Origin of the sequence: Lysobacter firmicutimachus, assembly GCF_037027445.1 — a bacterium.
GTDB classification, from domain to species: Bacteria; Pseudomonadota; Gammaproteobacteria; order Xanthomonadales; family Xanthomonadaceae; genus Lysobacter; species Lysobacter firmicutimachus.
Window position 1 is genome coordinate 575,103 of the sequence record NZ_JBANDL010000002.1, and the last position, 20,011, is coordinate 595,113.

18 protein-coding genes are annotated in these 20,011 nt (G+C 70.5%); 11 read left to right on the forward strand and 7 right to left on the reverse strand.

Annotated features, from left to right (window positions below; all coding sequences use genetic code 11):
• The first annotated feature begins 157 nt into the window (after positions 1–157).
• Entirely contained in the window at positions 158–1,684 is a 1,527-nt protein-coding gene (locus tag V2J18_RS02450) for an MFS transporter (RefSeq protein ID WP_336130838.1), read from the forward strand.
• Positions 1,685–1,766: 82 nt separating this feature from the next.
• Here V2J18_RS02450 and V2J18_RS02455 read toward each other — a convergent pair whose 3' ends face one another.
• Positions 1,767–2,045 (reverse strand): hypothetical protein, encoded by a 279-nt coding sequence (locus V2J18_RS02455; RefSeq protein ID WP_064749222.1) that lies wholly within the window; start codon positions 2,043–2,045, stop codon positions 1,767–1,769.
• Between the two features lie 174 nt (positions 2,046–2,219).
• Positions 2,220–2,564: a hypothetical protein gene (locus tag V2J18_RS02460; protein ID WP_336130839.1), complete on the reverse strand. Its 345-nt coding sequence runs from the start codon at positions 2,562–2,564 to the stop codon at positions 2,220–2,222.
• A gap of 177 nt (positions 2,565–2,741) precedes the next feature.
• On the opposite strand from V2J18_RS02460, the gene V2J18_RS02465 reads away from it, so the two are divergent.
• From V2J18_RS02465 to V2J18_RS02490, 6 genes are all read left to right on the forward strand, one after another.
• Entirely contained in the window at positions 2,742–3,131 is a 390-nt protein-coding gene (locus tag V2J18_RS02465; protein ID WP_336130840.1) for a hypothetical protein, read from the forward strand.
• Positions 3,132–3,221: 90 nt separating this feature from the next.
• Complete coding sequence (locus tag V2J18_RS02470; RefSeq protein ID WP_336130841.1) at positions 3,222–4,139, forward strand: haloalkane dehalogenase; 918 nt, start codon at positions 3,222–3,224, stop codon at positions 4,137–4,139.
• A 187-nt stretch (positions 4,140–4,326) separates the two neighbouring features.
• Entirely contained in the window at positions 4,327–4,494 is a 168-nt protein-coding gene (locus tag V2J18_RS02475; protein WP_186442632.1) for a hypothetical protein, read from the forward strand.
• A gap of 238 nt (positions 4,495–4,732) precedes the next feature.
• Positions 4,733–5,080: a hypothetical protein gene (locus tag V2J18_RS02480; RefSeq protein ID WP_064749226.1), complete on the forward strand. Its 348-nt coding sequence runs from the start codon at positions 4,733–4,735 to the stop codon at positions 5,078–5,080.
• 426 nt (positions 5,081–5,506) lie between these two features.
• Positions 5,507–5,650, forward strand: a complete 144-nt coding sequence (locus tag V2J18_RS02485; protein ID WP_186442633.1) for a hypothetical protein — start codon at positions 5,507–5,509, stop codon at positions 5,648–5,650.
• A 201-nt stretch (positions 5,651–5,851) separates the two neighbouring features.
• Positions 5,852–6,610 (forward strand): DUF3472 domain-containing protein, encoded by a 759-nt coding sequence (locus V2J18_RS02490; RefSeq protein WP_336130842.1) that lies wholly within the window; start codon positions 5,852–5,854, stop codon positions 6,608–6,610.
• A 191-nt stretch (positions 6,611–6,801) separates the two neighbouring features.
• Here the strand turns inward: V2J18_RS02490 and V2J18_RS02495 are convergent, their stop codons facing one another.
• Both V2J18_RS02495 and V2J18_RS02500 read right to left on the reverse strand, forming a co-directional pair.
• Positions 6,802–7,338, reverse strand: a complete 537-nt coding sequence (locus V2J18_RS02495; RefSeq protein WP_336130843.1) for a hypothetical protein — start codon at positions 7,336–7,338, stop codon at positions 6,802–6,804.
• 229 nt (positions 7,339–7,567) lie between these two features.
• Complete coding sequence (locus V2J18_RS02500; RefSeq protein WP_064749229.1) at positions 7,568–8,374, reverse strand: C2 family cysteine protease; 807 nt, start codon at positions 8,372–8,374, stop codon at positions 7,568–7,570.
• A gap of 453 nt (positions 8,375–8,827) precedes the next feature.
• Here V2J18_RS02500 and V2J18_RS02505 point away from each other — a divergent pair, with 453 nt between their 5' ends.
• The 4 genes from V2J18_RS02505 (at position 8,828) to V2J18_RS02520 (ending at position 17,525) form a co-directional block, all read left to right on the forward strand.
• Positions 8,828–9,268, forward strand: a complete 441-nt coding sequence (locus V2J18_RS02505; protein WP_336130844.1) for a hypothetical protein — start codon at positions 8,828–8,830, stop codon at positions 9,266–9,268.
• A gap of 434 nt (positions 9,269–9,702) precedes the next feature.
• Positions 9,703–13,077, forward strand: a complete 3,375-nt coding sequence (locus V2J18_RS02510; protein WP_336130846.1) for a hypothetical protein — start codon at positions 9,703–9,705, stop codon at positions 13,075–13,077.
• A gap of 12 nt (positions 13,078–13,089) precedes the next feature.
• Positions 13,090–14,118 carry an OmpA family protein gene (locus V2J18_RS02515; RefSeq protein WP_336130848.1) on the forward strand — a complete coding sequence of 343 codons (1,029 nt, stop codon included), beginning with the start codon at positions 13,090–13,092 and terminating at the stop codon, positions 14,116–14,118.
• Between the two features lie 8 nt (positions 14,119–14,126).
• A complete protein-coding gene (locus tag V2J18_RS02520) occupies positions 14,127–17,525 on the forward strand; it encodes a hypothetical protein (RefSeq protein WP_336130850.1) in 3,399 nt (1,132 codons plus the stop codon).
• 105 nt (positions 17,526–17,630) lie between these two features.
• Here the strand turns inward: V2J18_RS02520 and V2J18_RS02525 are convergent, their stop codons facing one another.
• The 3 genes from V2J18_RS02525 to V2J18_RS02535 are packed head-to-tail and all read right to left on the reverse strand — an operon-like array spanning position 17,631 to position 19,908.
• Entirely contained in the window at positions 17,631–18,821 is a 1,191-nt protein-coding gene (locus V2J18_RS02525) for an acetyl-CoA C-acyltransferase (protein WP_336130851.1), read from the reverse strand.
• Between the two features lie 13 nt (positions 18,822–18,834).
• Positions 18,835–19,284 carry a PaaI family thioesterase gene (locus V2J18_RS02530; protein ID WP_336130852.1) on the reverse strand — a complete coding sequence of 150 codons (450 nt, stop codon included), beginning with the start codon at positions 19,282–19,284 and terminating at the stop codon, positions 18,835–18,837.
• 36 nt (positions 19,285–19,320) lie between these two features.
• Positions 19,321–19,908 carry a TetR/AcrR family transcriptional regulator gene (locus V2J18_RS02535; protein ID WP_336130853.1) on the reverse strand — a complete coding sequence of 196 codons (588 nt, stop codon included), beginning with the start codon at positions 19,906–19,908 and terminating at the stop codon, positions 19,321–19,323.
• Between the last annotated feature and the right edge of the window lie 103 nt (positions 19,909–20,011).

Sequence of the window (20,011 nt, forward strand, 5' to 3'; positions counted from 1 at the left end):
ATTTCTCTCATCGCCCGCGCTTGCCGACAATGGCCGCCTCCGCTGCAGCGGGACCGCCGTCCGATCCGCTTCTTCCGTCCGCCCGCCGCGGCCTCGCGCGCGGGCGCGAGCGGCCGCGCCGGCGCGAACCCCGTTCCCGTTGCCCGGAGTTACTGCCATGTCGCTGTCCACCGCCGCGCCCGCGTCGCGGCCGAGTTCCCGCAATACCGTGGCGCTGGCTGCGGTCTGCCTGTCGTCGTTGATGTTCGGCCTGGAGATTTCCAGCGTACCGGTGATCCTGCCGGCGCTGGAGCGGCAGTTGCACGCCGGTTTCGGCCCACTGCAGTGGATCATGAACGCCTATACCCTGGCCTGCACCACGGTGCTGATGGCCGCGGGCACCTTCGGCGATCGCTACGGCCGCAAGCGCGTGTTCGTGCTCGGCCTGTTGGCGTTCGCCGCCACCTCGCTGGCCTGCGGCCTGGCGACCGACGCCCGGACGCTGATCGTCGCGCGCTTCTTGCAGGGCGGCAGCGGCGGAGTGATGTTGATCTGCGGCACCGCCGTGCTGGCGCATCAGTTCCGCGCCGGGCGCGAACGCGCACGCGCCTTCGCCGCCTGGGGCGTGGTGTTCGGCATCGGCCTGGGCTTCGGCCCGATCGTCGGCGGCGGCATCCTCGCCCTGGCCGATTGGCGCTGGGTGTTCCTGGTCCACGTCGGCCTGGCTGCGATCACCCTGGTGCCGCTGTGGCGTGGCGTGGAGGAATCGCGCGATCCGCACGCGGGCCGGCTCGATGCGGCCGGCATCGCGACCTTGTCGGCGGGCGTGTTCGGCCTGACCTGGTGCCTGATCCAGGGGCCGGCGGCCGGCTTCGCCAGCGCCACGGTGCTGGCGGTCGCGGCGGCGGCGCTGGTGGCCTTGATCGCCTTCGTGCGCATCGAGACCGCGCATGCGCATCCGATGTTCGATTTCCGCGTGTTCCGGCTGCGCGATTTTTCCGGAGCGATGGTCGGCGCGGTGGCGATGAACATCAGCTTCTGGCCGTTCATCGTCTACCTGCCGATCTATTTCCACGGCGTGCTCGGTTACGACGCGGTCGCCGCCGGCGCGCTGTTGCTGGCCTACACCTTGCCGACCCTGGTCATGCCGCCGCTGGCCGAACGGCTGAGCCTGCGTTTTCATCCCGGTTGGACGGTCAGCGCGGGGCTGTTCGCGATCGGCGCCGGGTTCCTGGCGATGCGCTACGGCGGCCGCACCGCCGACCCGGGCTGGGCGCAGTTGCTGCCGGGCCTGTTGTTGGCCGGCACCGGCCTGGGCATGACCAACACGCCGGTGACCAACACCACCACCGCCGCGGTGCCGAGCGAGCGCGCCGGCATGGCCACCGGCATGGACATGAGCGCACGCTTCATCAGCCTGACGGTCAACATCGCGGCGATGGGGCTGATTCTGCTCGCCGGCATCGGCACGCACCTGCGCGAGCGCTACGGCGCGGTCGTCCCCGCGGCCGCCGAGCGCATCGCGGCCGGCGATCTGAACGCGCTCGGCGCCGACGCTGCCGCGCGGCAGGCGGCGCGCGCGGCGCTCGCGCACGGTTTCGACCTGGTCATGCTGTACGGCGGCATCGGCGTTTGGCTGTTGGCCGCATTAGGCCTGGCGATTTTCAGTCCGCGCCGGATCGCGGTGCGGCTGGCCGATTCGTGAGCGGTTCCCGCCGAGCGCGCGGCGCCCGCAGTCGCGTGTGTTGCAGGCCGGTTACGGCCTGCAACATCGCCGCGGCGGCGGCTCAGGAGTACTGGCAGTTGATCGAGACGTTGACGAACCAGTTCGGATGGATGAAACGCATGCTGTGGACCTGATAGCCGAACAGCACCGTGCCGCCGTTGGTCTGACAGATCGAGATCGCCTGGTTGACCGCGATCACCGTGGCAGTGGTGCTGTCGGCCCAGAAGCCGCTGCCGTACACCTGTTCGATGCGCGCCGCCGAAGCGGACGAGCTGTAGGCCGTGCCGATGGCCAGCACCAGCATCGCGCTGCGCGACATCTTCTTGATTGCCGATTGCATTGCCGACTCCATTCGTAAGGCCGCCGGATCGGCGGCCGCTCACCTTGGCCGGCGCAGCGTCGCGTGCGCAAGCGAAAACGTCGGCGATGCGCGGAACTGGGATGCGCCGCGCCGGCGCAGCCGATGCGGTGTCGCAACTCGAAACCGAGACTTCGCGCAGGGCCTGAGATCGGATCAGCCCGACCGCGGATCGAACGCCTCCTCGCGCGCTCGACGGCTGGCGCGCTGCCAGGCCGCCAGGACGATGGCGTAGGCTTCGTCCCACGGCACCGGGCTGGCGCCGGCGAGGCGGCGATAGCGCGCATGCAGTTCGTCGTGCAGCTCGGCGGGAGCGCGGCCGCCGCTGCGCAGGCAGGCGTCGAGGCCGAGCTTGACCGCCGCTTCGACATCCTCGAACGCGCGCGCCTCGCGCAGCGGCAGTAGGTCGCAATGCCGGCGCCAATGCCCCAGTTCGGCGTCCAGATCGATCGATTCGATCGGCCCGATCGCAATCTGCGGCGGAAGGTACGGCATGGTCATGAAACTTCCCCGATGGACGTGGCAGGGTAACGGCGACGCGTGCGGATGCGCCGGCCCTGCATGAAGCCGCTGAACCTAGAGGCGCCCGAGTCGCTCCGACGTGAAGACCGCGCGGCCGGCCGATGGCGCACCGGGCCGCCGTATCCTCACCGCGTGCGCCCACTCCGCGAGGCCGCCATGCAGATTCCGACGCCGATGACCTTCTCCCGTTCCTGGCCGCCGCTGACCGCGATCTGGGCCGGCGCGCCGTGGGTGATCGGCATGCGCCTGTGGGCCATGTCGATGGCGGACTGTCCGCCGTCGCCGCGCGACCGGCGCGAATGGCAGCGCATGCTGGACGAGAAATGGGCGGCGTTCGGCCTGGCGTGGTGGGCGATGTCGACCCAGTGGTGGCGGATGCAACTGGATGCGTGGTCGACGCCGCCCGCGGCGGCGGCTTGGCACGATCCGGCGCGGGCCTGGACCGGCGCCTGGCGCGAAGGCGACCGCTGGATCGCGGCCGGGCTACGCCCGGTGGCGCGCGCGGTGACGCAGAACCGGCGTCGATTGGCGCGCCGGTCGCCCTGAGCTGGCTCCCCGCAATTACGACCGGCTGGCTCCCCGGCGCGAACCCGGCGCCGGGCACACTGCGCTTCCCTTTCCTGCGCCGAGACCGCCATGCCTTCGCCCGCCGCCGCGCTGCCGCCGACCGACCTGCCGCGCGAAATTTCGCCACGGGATGCGCTGCCGCGCCGTCGCGTGCGCGTGCTCGACAGCGAAATCAGCTATGTCGACGTCGGCGAAGGTGCGCCGGTCGTGCTGCTGCACGGCAATCCGACCTCGTCCTATCTGTGGCGCAACGTCATTCCGCATTTGAGCGGGCTCGGCCGTTGCCTGGCACCGGACCTGGTCGGCATGGGCGCATCGGCGCCGATGCCGGGCGGCGGCTATCGCTTCTTCGACCACGTACGCTATCTCGACGCCTGGTTCGAGGCCCTGGACCTGCGCACCGACGTGGTCCTGGTGCTGCACGACTGGGGCTCGGCGCTGGGCTTCCATTACGCCCGCCGCCATCCCGAGCGGATCGCCGCGATCGCCTACATGGAAGCGCTGGTGCAGCCGCGCCTGTGGAGCGACTTCGCTCACGGTCGCGATGCGCTGTTCCGCGCCATGCGTTCGGAGCAGGGCGAGCGCATGGTGCTGGACGAGAACTTCTTCATCGAGACCGTGCTGCCCAAGAGCATCCTGCGCACGCTTGATCCGGCGGAGATGCAGGCCTACCGGGCGCCGTTCGCAAGCCGCCAGTCGCGCGCGCCGACCCTGGCGTTCCCGCGCGAGCTGCCGATCGAGGGCGAGCCGGCCGATGTCGCCGCTGCGGTCGAGGCCTATGGGCAGTGGCTGGCGCACAGCGCGTTGCCGAAGCTGTTCGTCAATGTCGAGCCCGGCGCCCTGTTGACCGGCCGCGCGCGCGAGTTCTGCCGCGGCTGGCCGAACCAGCGCGAAGTCACGGTCGCCGGCGTGCATTACCCGCAGGAGGATTCGCCGCACCAGATCGGCCGCGCGCTGCGCGAATTCGTCGCCGGGTTGCGCGACTGAGCGCGCTCGGCGAAAGCGGAAGACGAGCGGAAAGCGAACGGCGTTTGCATGTGTGCTGAAACGCGCACTACATGCGACGAACGGCCGGGCGGCCTCGAATCGGCGGTTGGCACGAATTTTGTGACGGATATCAAGTATCGGTCGCCATCGTGGCGGTCGGTCTTCCCCCATCCGCCATGAGGTACCCGTGAATCTGACTCCGCCGAGCTTCCCGACCTTCTTCCTGTCCCTGCTCGCCGGCGGCGCCGGCATCGCCGCCAAGCTCGGCTATCTGCCGCTGGCGGGCTTCGCTTTCTGGCTGGTCGCGCTGGGCTTCGTGCTGTTGTTGTTCGGCACGTTGTTCCGCGGTCTGTAAACCGCGTCCGATGCGCCCGCGGCGCGGCCGGCTCCGGTCGCGCCGCGGGCGGATTTGCGCTGCGTCCGCCGCGCCGGTGCGCGCGGTCGCGCCGGGTATGCGCGCCCGGTTGCGTTTCCGACCGGTGGTCGGTCCGCCAGTCCGCCGGGCGCGGGAACTAGTCCTTGCGTCACGGAATTGGCCCCTGGCTTCGACCAAAGTGCTATTCCCCAAGGCGGATCCCGTCGGAGTAGCACCGATGACCACGATCCCATTCAGGCTGCCGCGCAAGGCGCCTGCCAGCGACCTCGGCTACTGGGCCATCGCCTATCACACCGCGTCGTTCCATCGCGCCGGAGTGAGTTTCCGCGACTACGGCCCGGCCCTGTATCTGGGCGTCGCCGTCTTCAACGAACATCCCGAATATTGTTTCGACGACCCGCGCCTCAACCTGGAACGGCGTTACCGCGAAGTGCGCGGCAACTCGTGCCTGGACTGGGCGCAGGCCAAGCCGGCCGCGCGCGCGGCCTGGGAACGCGCCCAGGCGCAAGCGCTGGCGGCGCAGATCGGCCCGGCGGAAAACCTGCGCCTGTGCGCGCACGCCTGAGCTCCGACCCAAGGTCGTCGTAGCCGTATAGCGAACCGGCCGGTGCCGGCGGGCACTGCGCGGGGCGCCGTAACACGACATATGGCGCAAGTGTCCGTCGGCCAGGCCTATGCGCCTGGGCCGACTCCGGCGACGCAATCGAACCATCGTACCGACGCACGACGGAGCCGAACGGTTCCGTCGTTTTTTCTGCGCGCCCGGGATGGCGGGGCGGCGCGAACCGGAGCGGGGTAAGCCGCGACCGTCCGAAGCGGCGGACGATCACGCGCGCAACCGAAGTTGCGAATCGTCCGATGCCGTCGGAAGCGCGGGCGTCCTTTCCGGGAGGGGGCGATCGCGCTGGCGAGCCTGGCTTCGGTGGGGCGCCGCTTACCCCGCTCCTGCAAGCGCCGTGCCTTGCGCAAAATCGCCCGTTCGAGCGCTCCGATGCCGGTGTTGAAGGAAATTTTCAGCAGCGGGCGCGAGAAAAACGGCGTCGAGAACATTGATGTCATCGGCGCTTTCTCACGACCCGTGAGCGCCGCTCGGGCGGACGCGTTTGCGATGTGCGGCGCAGAACGCAGTGCGTGACATCGTTGTCGCGCGCGATAGTGCGTCGACTGTGCCGACTATCCACCATGGCGCGATCGCGCTTATGAAAAAAGGTTCTTTTCTTACCCGTCTCCGCCACGCCTAGGCTCGGCCGCCGCGTGGTCGGTGCTCGAACGAGCGCCCGTCGCGCAACGCGCGTCCGCATCCGCGGAGGCGTCCCAACCGACGGAGGAGACCGTAATGAAGAATTGGCTGATGGTCGGCGTGTTGGCCCTGGCGGGCTTGTTGTGCGGCAGCGCGCAGGCGGTGGTGGTGGGCGGCATCGTCAGCACCGACGCGCGCTGGCCCGAAGCGGTGGGCGGTTACGACCGGCTGAGCTTCTACGATCAGGTCAATCACGATGGCGGCAGCCGTTCGAACTACTTCTGGGCGAACCAGTTCTGGTTCGTCGGCGGCGACGGCGGCTACATCGGCCTGCAGAATCGCTCCGGACAGCGCTGGCTCAACTTCTCGATCTGGCTCGCCAGCGGCTGGGACCCGGCCAGCCGCGCCAGCTGCGGCCATTTCAGCCATGAAGGCAGCGGCGTGCAGTGCCAGATCAAATGGAACTGGAAGACCGGGCACAAGTACCGGCTCGATATCGTGCGCGCCTCGAACCGGGTCAGCGGCGTGGTCACCGACCTGATGAGCGGCGAGAGCATCACGGTGGCCACGATCCTGATCCCGACCGCATGGAGCGGGCTCAAGAACCGCTCGGTCAGCTTCGTCGAGGAATACAGCCAGGGCAGCAACCAGCTCGCCTCGTGCAGCGTGATCGGCGCGCAGTCTTCGGTGTTCTACCTGCCGGTGGCCAACGGCCACCTGCCGGCGACATCGCAGACCACGCAGACTTACGGCAACTGCAACGACCGCAACATCGCCCACGCCGCCTGCGACGCCGGCGGCAAATGCATCAATATCGTCAGCGATCTGGGCGGGTTCGCTTCGCCGGGCGAATGAGGCGTTGCGGCCGCTTTTGCGGTCGCGGGAATTTGGGATTTGGGATTCGGGATTCGGGATCGGCAGGGCGGTCGCCGCTGACCCTTGCGATGACGGCCGCTGGAGAGGCCGCAGCGGCCGTCGTCGATAGCGTTCGCGGGCACCGATCCGCATCGTCGCAAGCATCCGGCGCAGTGCGCCGGACGTCGACCTCAGTGCTGCAGGGCGAACTCGATGAAGCCCAGCACTTCGCCGGCGCGCGGCTGCAGGCGGCGCACCTGCAGCGCGCTGGCGGCCAGCGGCAGCGACGCGCCCGGAACGAGGCGGTAGCTGGCGATCTTGTCGGCCTCGACCAGGTCGCGCGGATAACGCTTGGGCCAGACTTCCACCGTGGCGCCGTCGCGATCGACCTCGACGATGCGAACGGCGTCGTCGCCGACGTCGAGTTCGCCGCCTTCCACCAGGGTCAGGGCGTCGGCCGCGGGCGCGCCGATGCCGGCGGCGGAGAATTCGGCCAGCGAGACGTTGGCGCGCGTGCCGTCGCCGCCGACGTCCTGCAGGCGCAGGAAACCGCCGGCGACCGGGAAGATGTCCGAGCGCTTGAGCTTGAGCTTGCCCAGCCAGCGCTTGTCGGCCGGATTCCAGACGTCCAGTCGCACGTCGTGGCCGTCGAACACGTTGACCAGGCCGAGCTTGGCCTGTTCGTGGGACGCGGTGCGGCCCTGGATGATCTGGATACTGTCGCTCATGGAGGCTCCTGCCTGGGCAGCGGTGGGGGGCGCCGGCTCGGCGGCGCAGGACAGCAGGGTCAGGCTCAGCAACAGGCCCGCGCCGGCTTGCGAGAATCGGCCGTTCATCGCGTCATTCGTCTGCAGTGAGGCCACGAAACAAGGCTTGCGCATGTAAACACCCGGACGCCGAACGCGCAAGCCGCAACGGTTGCGGCTTGCGCGGTGTGAACGGCGGTGGCGGACGCGCTTATCGGGTCGGCGTGGAGTTCACTTCGTGGTAGAGCTTCTGATAGTCCGAGTAGGGCATGTCGACGTCGCTGTGGCCCCAGGGATTGTCGAGCTTGATGCGGGTGGTGCCGTCGCCGTCGACGTAGATGTCCTCGACCCGGTAGGCATGGCCGCCGACCGCGCCGTACTGCTGGGCGAGCTTGTTCTGCTCGTCGCTCCAGTCGCCGGCGGTCCAGGCGACCACGGCCTCGCCGTTCTCGAGCTTCTCGTTCAGGTCGCCGGCGCTGTACTCCGACGGCGACTCGGTGCTGGAGTCGCGGCCGAGGATGGCTTCCTGGACCTTGGCCGGATTTTCGCCGTCGTCGTAGGTCTTGTAGCCGTCGCCGGTGAACTGGCCGTAGGCCTTCTCGATGATCGCCGGCCACACTTCGCCCTGGCCGTCCTTGCCCATGTCGCCGATGTCGGCGGCATCGCCGTCGAACGGACCGGACACGGTGACTTCCTTCTTGTCCCAGCCCGAGCCGAAGCCGAGGAAGCCGTTGTCGTATTCCTTGAAGGTGACGGTGTAGGTGCCGTCGCCGTTGTCGCGGATCATGTTCTTGATCACGTCGGGGTTCTGCGCCGCGATCGACTTGATCGTCGACAGCACTGCGCAGCTGCCGTAGCCGTCCTGGTTGACGTCGTTGGCGTCGATCGGATTGGCGTCGCCTTCGCCCTGGACGAACGGCGTCTCGGTCTTGTTCGCTTCGGCCGCCTTTTCGCGGTCGATTTCCGCGGGCAGGTTGATCGGGCGGAAGGCGTACAGGTTGGCGCTGTTCAGTTCCATGGTTCGCTCCGGCGCGGCAATGCGATGGGGGATGGCGTGCAGACTAGGCGCCGCGGCGAAGCGACATAACTAGGGCGTGCCCCAGGACTGGGGCACGCCCTAGGGGGCGCTGGATCGCGCGTGCACGGCGTCGAGCGCCGCCGCAGCGGCGCGTGTCGTTGCCGGATGTTGCCGCGAGCGCGCGCAAGCCGGGATCGGCCTCGGCGGGCGGGCCGGCGCAGCGAGTCGCGACGCTGTGACCGACTTCGCCGTTCGCGAGCGAGCCTACGACCGGCGCGCCGCGACCGGCGGCGCCCGCGCGCGCGCCGCGGCGTGGGTCCGGGCCGCGCCGGCATTGCCGCGGGCGGCATTCGTTCCCGGTTTGGCCCGGGAATTCGTTGGACAGTGGGCAGGGGCGAGCCTAGCGTGACCGCGCCCTCGCGTCCGACCGCGTCCCTCGATAAGGAGAGTCCCATGCGTACCCTGCCGTTGATCGTGTCGTTCGTTCTCGCCGTCGTCGCCGCTTCGGCGCAGGCCCACGACCCGCGCCCGATCGGCTGGTGCCTGGATCCGGGAACCGCCGAACAGGAGGTCGCCAAGTTCGAACTCAGTCCGGCCTATCTGAAGGCCTACCACCAGCGCCAGCCGCCCAGCGATCCGGATTCCTGTCCGGCCGGCCGCGGCCAGGTCGGCACCAAGACCTGCGGCATCGTCGACGACCACTGGCACAGCGCGTCCAAAGCCGCGGCCGAGGAATGCGCGCGCCTGGCGCCGCGTTCGATCGTCGAAGTGACCCGGCCGTGGAGCTACAACGATCTCAGCCATCACCAGTTCTATCGCGTCGACGAAGGCCTGTCCGGGCGTTGCCTGCGCTGCGTGCCGGTGCCTGCGCGCACGGCCCGCAGCGGCAAGTGAGCCGTGGCCGGCCGGCGCCGCTGCGCCGTCCGGGCGGAGCGGGCGCGTAAAGGGTGGCAATTATCGCAACTTGAAAGTGCTGTCTGTCGGTCGGGGCCGTCCGCCGGTAGCGACTGTGCTTCGCCGCGCTCGAGATCAAGGCCCGGATTCGGCCCGCGGGCGCTGTGCGCGGCGACCGAGGGGCCCTACAAGTGACCGATCTCGGCCAAAAATGTGACGTAAGTCGTCATTTAGTGACATTTAGATTGATGTATGAGTAATTTTTAGTCAGTCCCAGCAAAACTCTCGTTCTTGGCATGCGCTTTGCGTACCCATCAAATTCGTGATCTTCATCACGTATTTATGCGCAAGCGAGTGGCCGGGCACCTGAGTCCGTGCCCCTCGTCCGAACCGCACAGCCCACTTTGGGTTGTGGTAGGAGGCATGGCACGGATATGCGACAAACGGAACGTTTCCTGCGCCGGAGCGCGCTCAGCACCCTGGCCTGCGCGATCGCCGCGAGCTGCGGCCAGGCCCAGGCCCAATTCCGATCCGAGGCGCCGTTGCCGGCGCCGTTGCTGGCCAGGCGGCAGTTGCCGCCGGCCACGGCGACGATCCGGGTCGAGGTCGATCGGGACCGCTTGCCGGCGGACGGCCAGACCCCGGCCCGCCTGACCCTGCGCGTGTTCGATCGCGACGGCCGGCCGGTCGCCGGCGAGACGATGCTGACCCTGGAGGCTTCGGCCGGGCGCTGGCAGTTGCCCGGCGCAGTCAGCGACGAAGCCGGGCTGGCGCCGAACGATCCGGACCCGTTGACGCCGGGCCTGCAACTGCCGGCCCGCGACGGCGTCGCCGACATCTGGCTGCTGGCGCCGGTGGAGCCGCAGACGGTGCAGGTGCGGGTCGCCGCCGGCGGCGCGGTGGCGCGCGGCGAGATCGGCTTCGTGCCGGCATTGCGCGACATGATCGCGGTCGGCCTGGTCGAAGGCGTGGTGCGCTTCGATCGCAAGAGCCCGCTGAGCCTGTCGCAGGCGCGCAGCGAGGACGGCTTCGAAGACGAAATCCGCAACTGGTCGCGCCGTTCCGGCGACGGCAAGCGCAACGCGGCGCTGCGCAGCGCGTTCTTCCTCAAGGGCAAGGTGCGCGGCGACGCGTTGTTGACGATGGCCTACGACAGCGATAAGCCCGATCGCGACCGGCTGTTCCGCGACATCGATCCGGAGCGCTGGTACCCGGTGTACGGCGACGCGTCGATGGTCGGTTTCGAGGCGCGCAGCAACAGCCGGTTGTACCTGCGCCTGGACCGGGGCCGCCATTACCTGCTGTATGGCGACATCGTCACCGGCGACGGCTTCAGTCAGCGCAGCGGCCAGGGCGCGGTGGCCTCGACCGCGCTGCGCGACCTGGGCCAGTACCACCGCGCCCTGACCGGCGTGCGCGGGCATCTGGAAGGCGAACGCGGCGCGCTCGACGTGTTCGCCGCCTACGACAACCTGCGCCAGGTGGTCGAGGAATTTCCCGGCCGCGGCCTGTCCGGGCCGTACACGGTCAGCAACAGCGCGCATGCGGTGCTCGGCAGCGAGCGGGTGGAACTGATCGTGCGCGACCGCCACGCGCCCTCGCGGATCGTCTCGACCGAGCCCCTGCAGCGCTTCGTCGATTACAGCTTCGAACCGTTCAGCGGCCGGGTCCTGCTCGCGCGCGCGCTGCCGTCGGTGGACGCCGCACTCAACCCGGTGTCGTTGCGGATCAGCTACGAGATCGACCAGGGCGGCGAGCGCTACTGGGTCTACGGCGGCAACGGCCAGTACCGGATCAACGAACGGTTCGAAATCGGCGCCAGCGCGGTGGAAGACGAAAATCCCCTGGCGCCGTACCGCCTGGCCAGCGCTAACGCGACCTGGCGCTTCGGCCCCGGCACCTGGCTGACCGGCGAGGTGGCGCGCAGCCGCAGCGCCTACAACCGCGTGCCGGGTCAGTCCTATACCGCCTGGCCGGGCGCGGCCGATCCGGCGCGCGGCGGCGAAATCGACGGCGATGCCTGGCGGCTGGCCTTCGGTCATCGCGGCGAGCATGCCGAGGTGCAGGCGTTCTACGGCCAGAGCGAGGCCGGCTTCAACAATCCCTCGGCGTCGTTCCTCGGCGGGCGCAAGCAGGGCGGCGTGGATGCGCTGTGGCGCCTGGACGAACGCTGGAGCGTGTACGTCCAGGGCAGTCATGTCGAAGACCGCACGAGCGGTGCGCGCCGCGACCAATGGCAGGCCGGCGTGCGTTATCTGCCCAGCGACGCGCTGACGCTGGAGTTCGGCGCCAACCGCATCGACGAACGCGCCGGCCGCTACGGCGCCGGCAACGGCCTGAGCGTGCCGGCGCCGCTGGCCGCGCCCTACGGCGTCGGCGTGGTCACGCCCGGCTTCGGCGGCGGCTTCTACGGCGGTTCGTCGAGCGCGATCAATCCGGGCACGGGCCAGACGCTGTACAACACCGGCAGCGGCTGGAGCGAGCGCTACGGCAGTTGGGTCGGCAACGGCCTGGCCGGCGTGCCGGTCGAATACACCGCGCTGCGCGCGGCGCTGCAGTGGCGGCTCGGGCCGCGCTTCGACCTCGCCGCCGAGGCCGAGCAGGATATCGATCATCGCGACCATCGCCGCGCCGCGCTCGGCGCCGGCTGGCGCGTGCGCGAACGCACCCGCCTGTACGGCCGCTATGAGTGGAATACCGGCCTGTCCAGCGTCGCCACCGCCGACGGCGTCGTCGATGCGACCGGCCGCCGCTTGCCCAGCCCCTACGAAAGCGATGCCTTCGTCTGGGGCCTGGACAGCGAGTACATGGACGGCGGCAGTGTGTTCAGCGAGTACCGCATGTACGACGCCTACGGTGCGCGCCAACTGCAATGGGCCAACGGCCTGCGCAACCAGTGGCGGCCGAGCGCGGCATGGAGCCTGCAGACCGCGCTGGAAAAGCTGCAACTGCTCGATGGCCGCGGCCAGCAGGCCACCGCCGCCAGCGTGGCCGCGCAATGGCGGCCGGACGAGCTGTGGTCGATCGCCGGACGCCTGGAATGGCGGCGCATCGAACAGGTCGGCGATGCCGCGGGCGAGGCGACGGTGCCGTGGTTGAATCGCGATTACGACAGCTGGCTGTCGACCCTGAGCGTGGCGCGCAAGTTCAATCGCGACTGGACCGGCCTGCTGCGCAACTACCATCTGCGCAACGTCTATCGCGGCGGCGCCGAAGACAGCTACGAAGACCGCTTCCAGCTGGGCGTCGCGTACCGCGATACCGATCGCAACCGTTTCAATCTGCTCGGCCGCTACGAGTACTGGACCCGCCGCGACGCCGGCCTGGACCGCACCGCCTGGGACGACGCCGACGACGCGCGCTTCGCGCCGGCCGGCGAAGGTTTCGACAAGCACGTGCTGTCGCTGCACGCCGATTGGCATCCGGCGCGGCCGTGGTGGCTGGACGGGCGCTTGGCCGGCAAGCGCCAGCGCGACTATTTCGACGGACGCAGCGACCGCTACACCGCTTACCTGGTCTCGGGCCGCATCACCTACGACCTGAGCGAACGCTGGGACGTCAGCGCGCTGGCCGCGCAGATGTGGAGCCCGGGCGGCGCGCGCCAGTCCGCGTTCGGCGTCGAGGCCGGCCATCTGCTGCGCGACAACCTGTGGCTGTCGGCGGGCTACAACGCGCGCGGCTTCCGCGACGACGACCTGAGCCAGGGCGAGTACACCCAGCAGGGCGCCTATCTGCGCCTGCGCTTCAAGTTCGACGAAACCCTGTTCCGCGGCAACGACCCCGCGACCAATCCGGCCCTGCCGCGTTAAGGAGAACCCGAGATGCATTCCTATGCCACGACGGCGCGTCGCCGGAGCCTGCGGCCGCTCGCGCTGACCGCAGCGCTGCTGCTGAACGGCGCTTCCCAAGCGCAGACGGCGGCGCCGGCGCTGACGCCACCCGCGCAGCGCATCGCCGGCGCGGCGATCCATGCCGACCACCGGGCCTACGCCGCCGCGCAGGGCCGCATCCGCGCGCTCAACGACGGCGGCCGCCGCGTCGCCGACTATCACTTGGCCAAAGCGCAGTGCTGGCTCGACACCTCGTTCCACGAATACAGCCGCAACGATCGCGGCGGCTATCCGCAGGCGGCGTTGGCCGAATCGATCGCGCTGATCGAGGCGCTGGAGGGCGGACGCGACCCGGGTTTCGAAACGCCGCTGGTCAACGGCGCGGAAAAACTGCGCGCCGACCTGTGGGCGCGCTACGACGCCTTGCGCGGACAGTCCGGTTTCCGTTGCGCCGCCCAGGCCACCGCCTGCGCCGAGGTCGAACTGGTGCACGCCGGCAACGAGATCCACGATGGCGGCTGGCGCCATGCCAAGCCTTATATCCAGATCGCCGAAGACCTGACCGCGCGTGCCGAGGCGGCCGCGGCGGCCTGCCCGCCGCCGGCCTCGCCGGAGCGTCCCGCGCCGCCGGCCGAGTCGCGCTACGACCTGTCCGCCGACGCCTTGTTCGCTTTCGATCGCGGCGACCTGGCCGGGCTGTTGCCGCGCGGCCAGGGCCAGCTCGACGCGCTGGCCGCCGAACTGCGCGGACGCAGCGACGTCGCCGGCCTGCGCATCGTCGGCCACAGCGACCGGCTCGGCTCCGAGGCTTACAACCAGCGCTTGTCGCAGCAGCGCGCGCAGAGCGTGCGCGCCTATCTGCTGGCGCAGGGCGTGCGCGTGCCGATCGAGGCCGAAGGCCGCGGCGAACGCGAACCGGTCAGCCGCGGCTGCGCCGGCGAGCGCGCGGATGCGGCGCTGAAGCAGTGCCTGCAACCCGACCGCCGGGTGCAGATCGACGTGCGTCCGGTTCGGCCGTGAGGACGATCATGGCCATCGTCTCCCGCCCGCCTGCACGCGGTTGGCGCGCCCGCCTGGCCGCGCTGCTGCTCGCCGCCGCGTTGCCGGCCGCGCCCGTCGCGGCGCAGACCTGCACGCCGCTGTTCAACGAGAGCTTCGGCTTCGGCTCCGGCGCCAGCCGGATCGGCCCGCCGCTGTCGCCGACGCAGACCACCTACCGCTACGAAGACACCGCACCGCCGTGCATCGGCCCGGACTGCCGGGTCAACGACGGCGAATACGCGCTGGTGCAGTCGCCGCGCAGCGACGGCGGCAATAGCGCCTGGCGCGACGGCGCCGACCACACCGGCGACCCGAACGGCTACATGATGCTGGTCAACGCCGACTTCGCCCCGGGCGTGTTCTATTCGCGCGATTTCAACGGGCTGGCGGTCGGCGTGCGCCACGATTTCACCGCCTGGCTCAGCAACGTGCAGGAGTATCTGCCCGGCGACGGCGACATCGACCCCAACGTGACCTTCCGCATCGTCGACCCGGCCACCGGTGCCGTGCTCGGCAGCGTCAGCAGCGGCGACATCCCGGAGCTGCCGGGCACCGTACTGACCTGGAACGAGTACGGGGTGAGTTTCGTGCCGACCCAATCCAGCCTGCGCCTGGAGGTGGTCAACAACAGCCCCGGCGGACCCGGCAACGACCTGGCCCTGGACGACATCTCGCTGACCGCGCTCGACGCTTGCGCCAGCGACGTGAGTCTGAGCAAGCGCGTCAGCGACGCCAACGGCAACGGCATCGCCGAGCCCGGCGAAACGTTGACCTACGCGATCACCCTGCGCAACGCCGGCAACCTGACCGCGATCGACTACGACGTGATCGACAACCTCGATCCGAACACGGTCTACGTGTCCTCCGACCAGGGCGGCAGCCACGACGGCGCGGCCAGCGGCGGCCGGATCGAGTGGCAGAACCTCAGCATCGCGCCCGGCGCGAGCGTGGTGCTCAACGTCGTGGTGCGGGTGGTGGACCCGGTGCCGGCCGGCGTGCAGCGCATCCTCAACCGCGCCTACAACCCCGACCGCGGCCCGCCGGATTGCGACAGCGATCCGAGCCTGCCGGGCTGCGCGCAGATCCCGACCGCGCCGGCAGTGAGCGTGCGCAAGGCCTTGTCGGCCGAGTCGGGCAGCGTCGCCGGCCGCGCCGAAGCCGGCGAGACCCTGAGCTACGTCCTGACCCTGAGCAACACCGGCGGCAGCGCGGCCAGCAACCACGCCTTCTACGAATTGCTGCCCGCGCATACCGAGCTGGTGTCGGTGAGCGGCGCGGTGGTGTCCGGTTGTGCGATCGGCGACCGCGGCGCCAAGCCCTGCCTGCTGAGCGTGGCCGGCCCGATCGCCGGCAACGGCGGCACCGCCACGGCCGGCTTCGTGGTGCGCGTGCTCGACCCGATCCCGGCCGGGGTGAGCGCGATCTACAACCTGGTCACCGACGGCGGCGGCACGCCGCCGCCGGCCTGCGATCCGGCCAGCGACCCCAACGGCTGCGCCGGGCCGCCGCCGGGCTGTTCGGTCGCGACCGATCCCGATCACTGCGTGGCAACTCCGGTGATCCAGCCGCGGGTGACCGTGTCCAAGCGCCTGAGCGGCGAAAGCGGTTCGCTCGCCGACGTGGCCGAACCGGGCGAGACGCTGAGCTACACCCTGACCCTGGTCAACGGCGCCGCCGTCGCCGCCGCGAACCACCGCTTCTACGAGCGCCTGCCGGCGCACACCACGCTGGTGTCGGTGAGCGGCGCCAGCCTGTCGGACTGCGCGATCGGCGATGCCGGTGCGCGCGCCTGCACGCTCGCCGTCGCCGGTCCGATCGCCGGCGACGGCGGACGCGCCGAGGTCGTGGTCGCGGTGCGCGTGGCCGATCCGATTCCGGCCGGGGTGAGCGCGATCTACAACCTGGTCACCGACGACACCGGCGCGCCGCCGCCGGCCTGCGACCCGGCCGCCGATCCGGACGGCTGTGCGGGCCCGCCGCCGGGCTGCGACGTCGCCGCCGATCCGCAGCACTGCGTGGCCGTTCCGGTGGCCTCGGCGCTGAGCGTGCGCAAGCAGGTGCAGGGCGCGCCGCAGCCGGTCGCCGGCAGCGCCGACGAATTCGTGGTGCGCTACCGGATCGAGGTGCGCAACCAGGGCGCGGCCGCGGGCCGCTACGACCTGCGCGACGCGCCGCGCTTCGGCGCCGGGGTGAGCCTGCTGTCGGTCCGTGCCGACCGCAACGGCGAGGCGTTGAACCTCAGCGGCGCGGCGCCGTGGACCTTGGCCAGCGGCCGCGATCTCGCCGCGGGCGCCAGCGACGGCTATTTGTTGGAAGTGCGCGTGCGCGTCGCGGCCGAAGCCGCCGCCGACTCGGCCGCGCTGGCCTGCCTCGCCGGCGAAGCCGGACGCGGCCTCTACAACGAGGCGTTGCTGAGCTACGGCGGGCGCGAACAGCGCGACGACGCCTGCGTCGACACGCCCTTGCCGTCGACGGATGCGCAACTGGCGGTGGAGAAGACCGGTTCGGTGCGCGAGGCCGAAGTCGGCGATCTGATCGTGTACAGCGTCCGCATCCGCAACCGCGGCCCGGGTCTGGCGATCGCGCCGGTGCTGGTCGATCGGCTGCCGGCCGGTTTCCGCTTGATCGAGAACACCGCCCAAGTGCAGGGCGCGCGCCTGTTGTCGCTGACCGGCGCGCCCGGACCGGTGCTGCGCATAGCCTTGGACCGGTTGGCGCCGGGCGCGCAGGCGCTGCTGCGCTACCGGGTGCGGGTCGGCGTCGGCGCGCGCCAGGGCGACGGCATCAACCGCGTGCACGCCGAATGCGGCGATGCGGCCGGCGGCGCGGCGACGCGGACTTGTTCGAACCAGGCGCAATGGAAGGTCGATCTGCGCGGCGGCGTGTTCGCCGACGAAGCCTGCGTGGTCGGGCAGATCTTCGTCGACTGCGATCGCAATTCGGTCAAGGACCGCGAGGAGCTCGGCATCCCCGGCGTCCGTCTGTACTTCGAGGACGGCACGTATCTGATCAGCGATGTCGAGGGCAAGTACAGCCATTGCGGGCTGCGCCCGGTGACACACGCGCTCAAGGTCGATCCGAGCACGCTGCCCACAGACAGCCGCTTGACCACCTCCGGCAGCCGCAATGCCGGCGACGCGCAGAGCCTGTTCGTCGATCTCAAGAACGGCCAGCTGCACCGCGCCGACTTCGTCGAAGGCTCATGCAGCAACGCCGTGCTGGAGCAGGTCAAGGCGCGCCGCGCCAACGGCGAGGTGCGATCGGTGGAGACCGAGTCCGGCCAGCCGGCGTTGCGTTTCGAGGGCAAGGCGGCGGATGCGCCGCAGCAGGCGACCGAGTCGGCCGACCAGCCGATCGAACGCAGCCGCCACGGCCGCGACGGCTGAGGCCGGGACGCGGCGCCGTTGCGACGGCGCCGCGCGGAGGCCGCGCACGGCCGCGCGCCGCCTCACTTTGCGCAGGCGCACCGCCGCGCATCGGCGGACGCCGGGTCAGGCCGGCTCGATCTCGACCGCCATCGCGGTCGCCTCGCCGCCGCCGATGCACAGCGCGGCGACGCCGCGGCGCCCGCCACGCCGGCGCAAGGCGTGGATCAGGGTCACCAGCAGGCGCGCGCCGGTGGCGCCGATCGGATGGCCGAGCGCGCAGGCGCCGCCGTTGACGTTGAGCCGTTCGCGGGCGATGCCGAGGTCGTGCGCGGCGGCCATGGCCACCGCCGCGAAGGCTTCGTTGATCTCGAACAGGTCGACATCGCCGACGTTCCAGCCGGCGCGCGCGAGCAGCTTGCGCACGGCCGGAATCGGCGCGGTGGTGTACTGCGCCGGCGCCTGGCTGTGGCTGGCATGGGCGACGATCCGCGCCAGCGCCGGCCAGCCTTCGCGCATCGCGGTCGAGCGCCAGGTCAGCAGCAGGGCAGCCGCGCCGTCGGCATTGGCCGAGGCGCTGGCGGCGGTGATGCTGCCGTCGGCGGCGAACGCCGGCTTGAGCGCGGCGATCTTGTCCAGCGACACTTTGCGCGGGTGTTCGTCGTGCTGCACGGTGCGCGCGCCGGCTTTGTCCTCGATCTGGATCGGAGCGATCTCGTCGGCGAAGTCGCCGTGCTCGATCGCGGCCTGGGCGCGGCGCAGGGTTTCGTGGGCGTACGCGTCCTGCGCGGCGCGGTCGAAACCGTACTCGCGCGCCAGCGCTTCGCCGAATTCGCCCATCGCGCGGCCCGGTTCGTAGGCGTCTTCCAGGCCGTCCAGCGCCATGTGATCGAAGATCCGGTCGTGGCCGACCCGATAGCCGGCTCGCGCGCGTTGCAGCAGATAGGGCGCGTTCGACATCGACTCCATGCCGCCGGCGACGGCGACCTCGATCGAACCGGCGATCAGCGCATCGTGCGCCTGCATCGCGGCTTTCATGCCCGAACCGCAGACCTTGTTGATCGTGACCGCCGGCACCGAATCGGGCAGGCCGGCCGCGCGCGCGGCCTGGCGCGCCGGCGCCTGGCCCTGGCCGGCGCCGAGCACGCACCCCATCAGCGCTTCGTCGATGCGCTCCGGCGCGGCGCCGGCGCGTTGCAGCGCAGCGCGGATCGCGTGCGCGCCGAGACGATGCGCGGGCAGCGGCGACAGCTCGCCGAGGTAGCGGCCGAGCGGGGTGCGCACGGCGGCGCAGACGACGATGGGATCCGGCGACATGGGGGGCATCCGTTCAGCGCTCGAACACGAGCAGGGTGGAGGTGGCCGAGGCGTAGAGCTTGTCCTGCGCATCGGTGAGGCGGGCTTCGGCGAAGGCGGCGCGACGGCCGATCGACAGCACCCGGCCGACCGCGCGCAGCGGGCCGCTGTCGCGGCCGAGCGGGCGGTGATAGGCGATCTTCAGTTCCAGCGTGGTGTAGGCCTGCGTCGCGCTCAGCCGCGAATGCACCGCGCAGCCGCAGGCCGAGTCGAGCAGGGTCGCGGCGTATCCGCCATGGACGGTGCCGATCGGGTTGTAGGCATGATCGCCGGGCGTGCCGGCGAACACCGCCAGACCGTCGCCGACTTCGACGAAGTCGAAATCCAGCGCGCGCAGGATGCCGGGCTTGCGGCCGCTCGCCAGCAGGGTTTGCAGTTGGGCCAGGCCGGGCAAGCCGGCGGCGACTTCGTCGACCAAGCGCATCGCGGAACTCCTTCGGTGGTAGGCGCGCGGCCGGGCTCAGTCCAGTCCGAACCGGGCATGCAAGGCCTCGCGCGAGGCGGCAAGCAGGGCGTCTGAGCGTTCGCGCGCGCTCTGCGCGCGTGCGAGCAACAGCGCACCGACCAATTCGGCGCGCATCGACAGCGCCTGCTGTTCGGCGTCTTGGCCGGGGCGGTGCGCGGCGATCAGCGCGCGCAAGCCTTCGTGCATGCGCTGCGCACCGGCCTCGTAGGCCGCACGCGCAGCGTCGGGCAGATGCGGCAGATCGGCCGACAGCGGCGGCAACGGGCAGCCGCCGAGGCGACCGTCGCGATGCGCCGGCGACAGATAGCGATCGATGCAGATGCGCAGCGCCTGCGCCGGCGTCTGGCCGGCGAAGGCTTCGCGCCAGTAGTCGCGGGCTTGTTCGAACATGCGTTCGATCGCCGCGGCGAGCAGTTCGTCGCGCGAGGCGAAATGGGCGTAGAAACCGCCGTGGGTGAGTCCGGCCTCGCGCATGATCGCGGCCACGCCGAGCCGGTGCGGGCCTTCGGCGTGCAGGGCGCGGGCCGCCTGGTCGAGCACGCGTTGGCGGGTCTGGGGCTTGCGGTCGGGGGTGTAGCGCATCGCGGCGGCCTTTATATGATGTAGATCATCTTACGCCGGTCGGGCCTCGGTGCAAGCCGAGGCGGCTTGTGTTGATGGCGGGGCGGGAGAGGGCCTTGGTGCG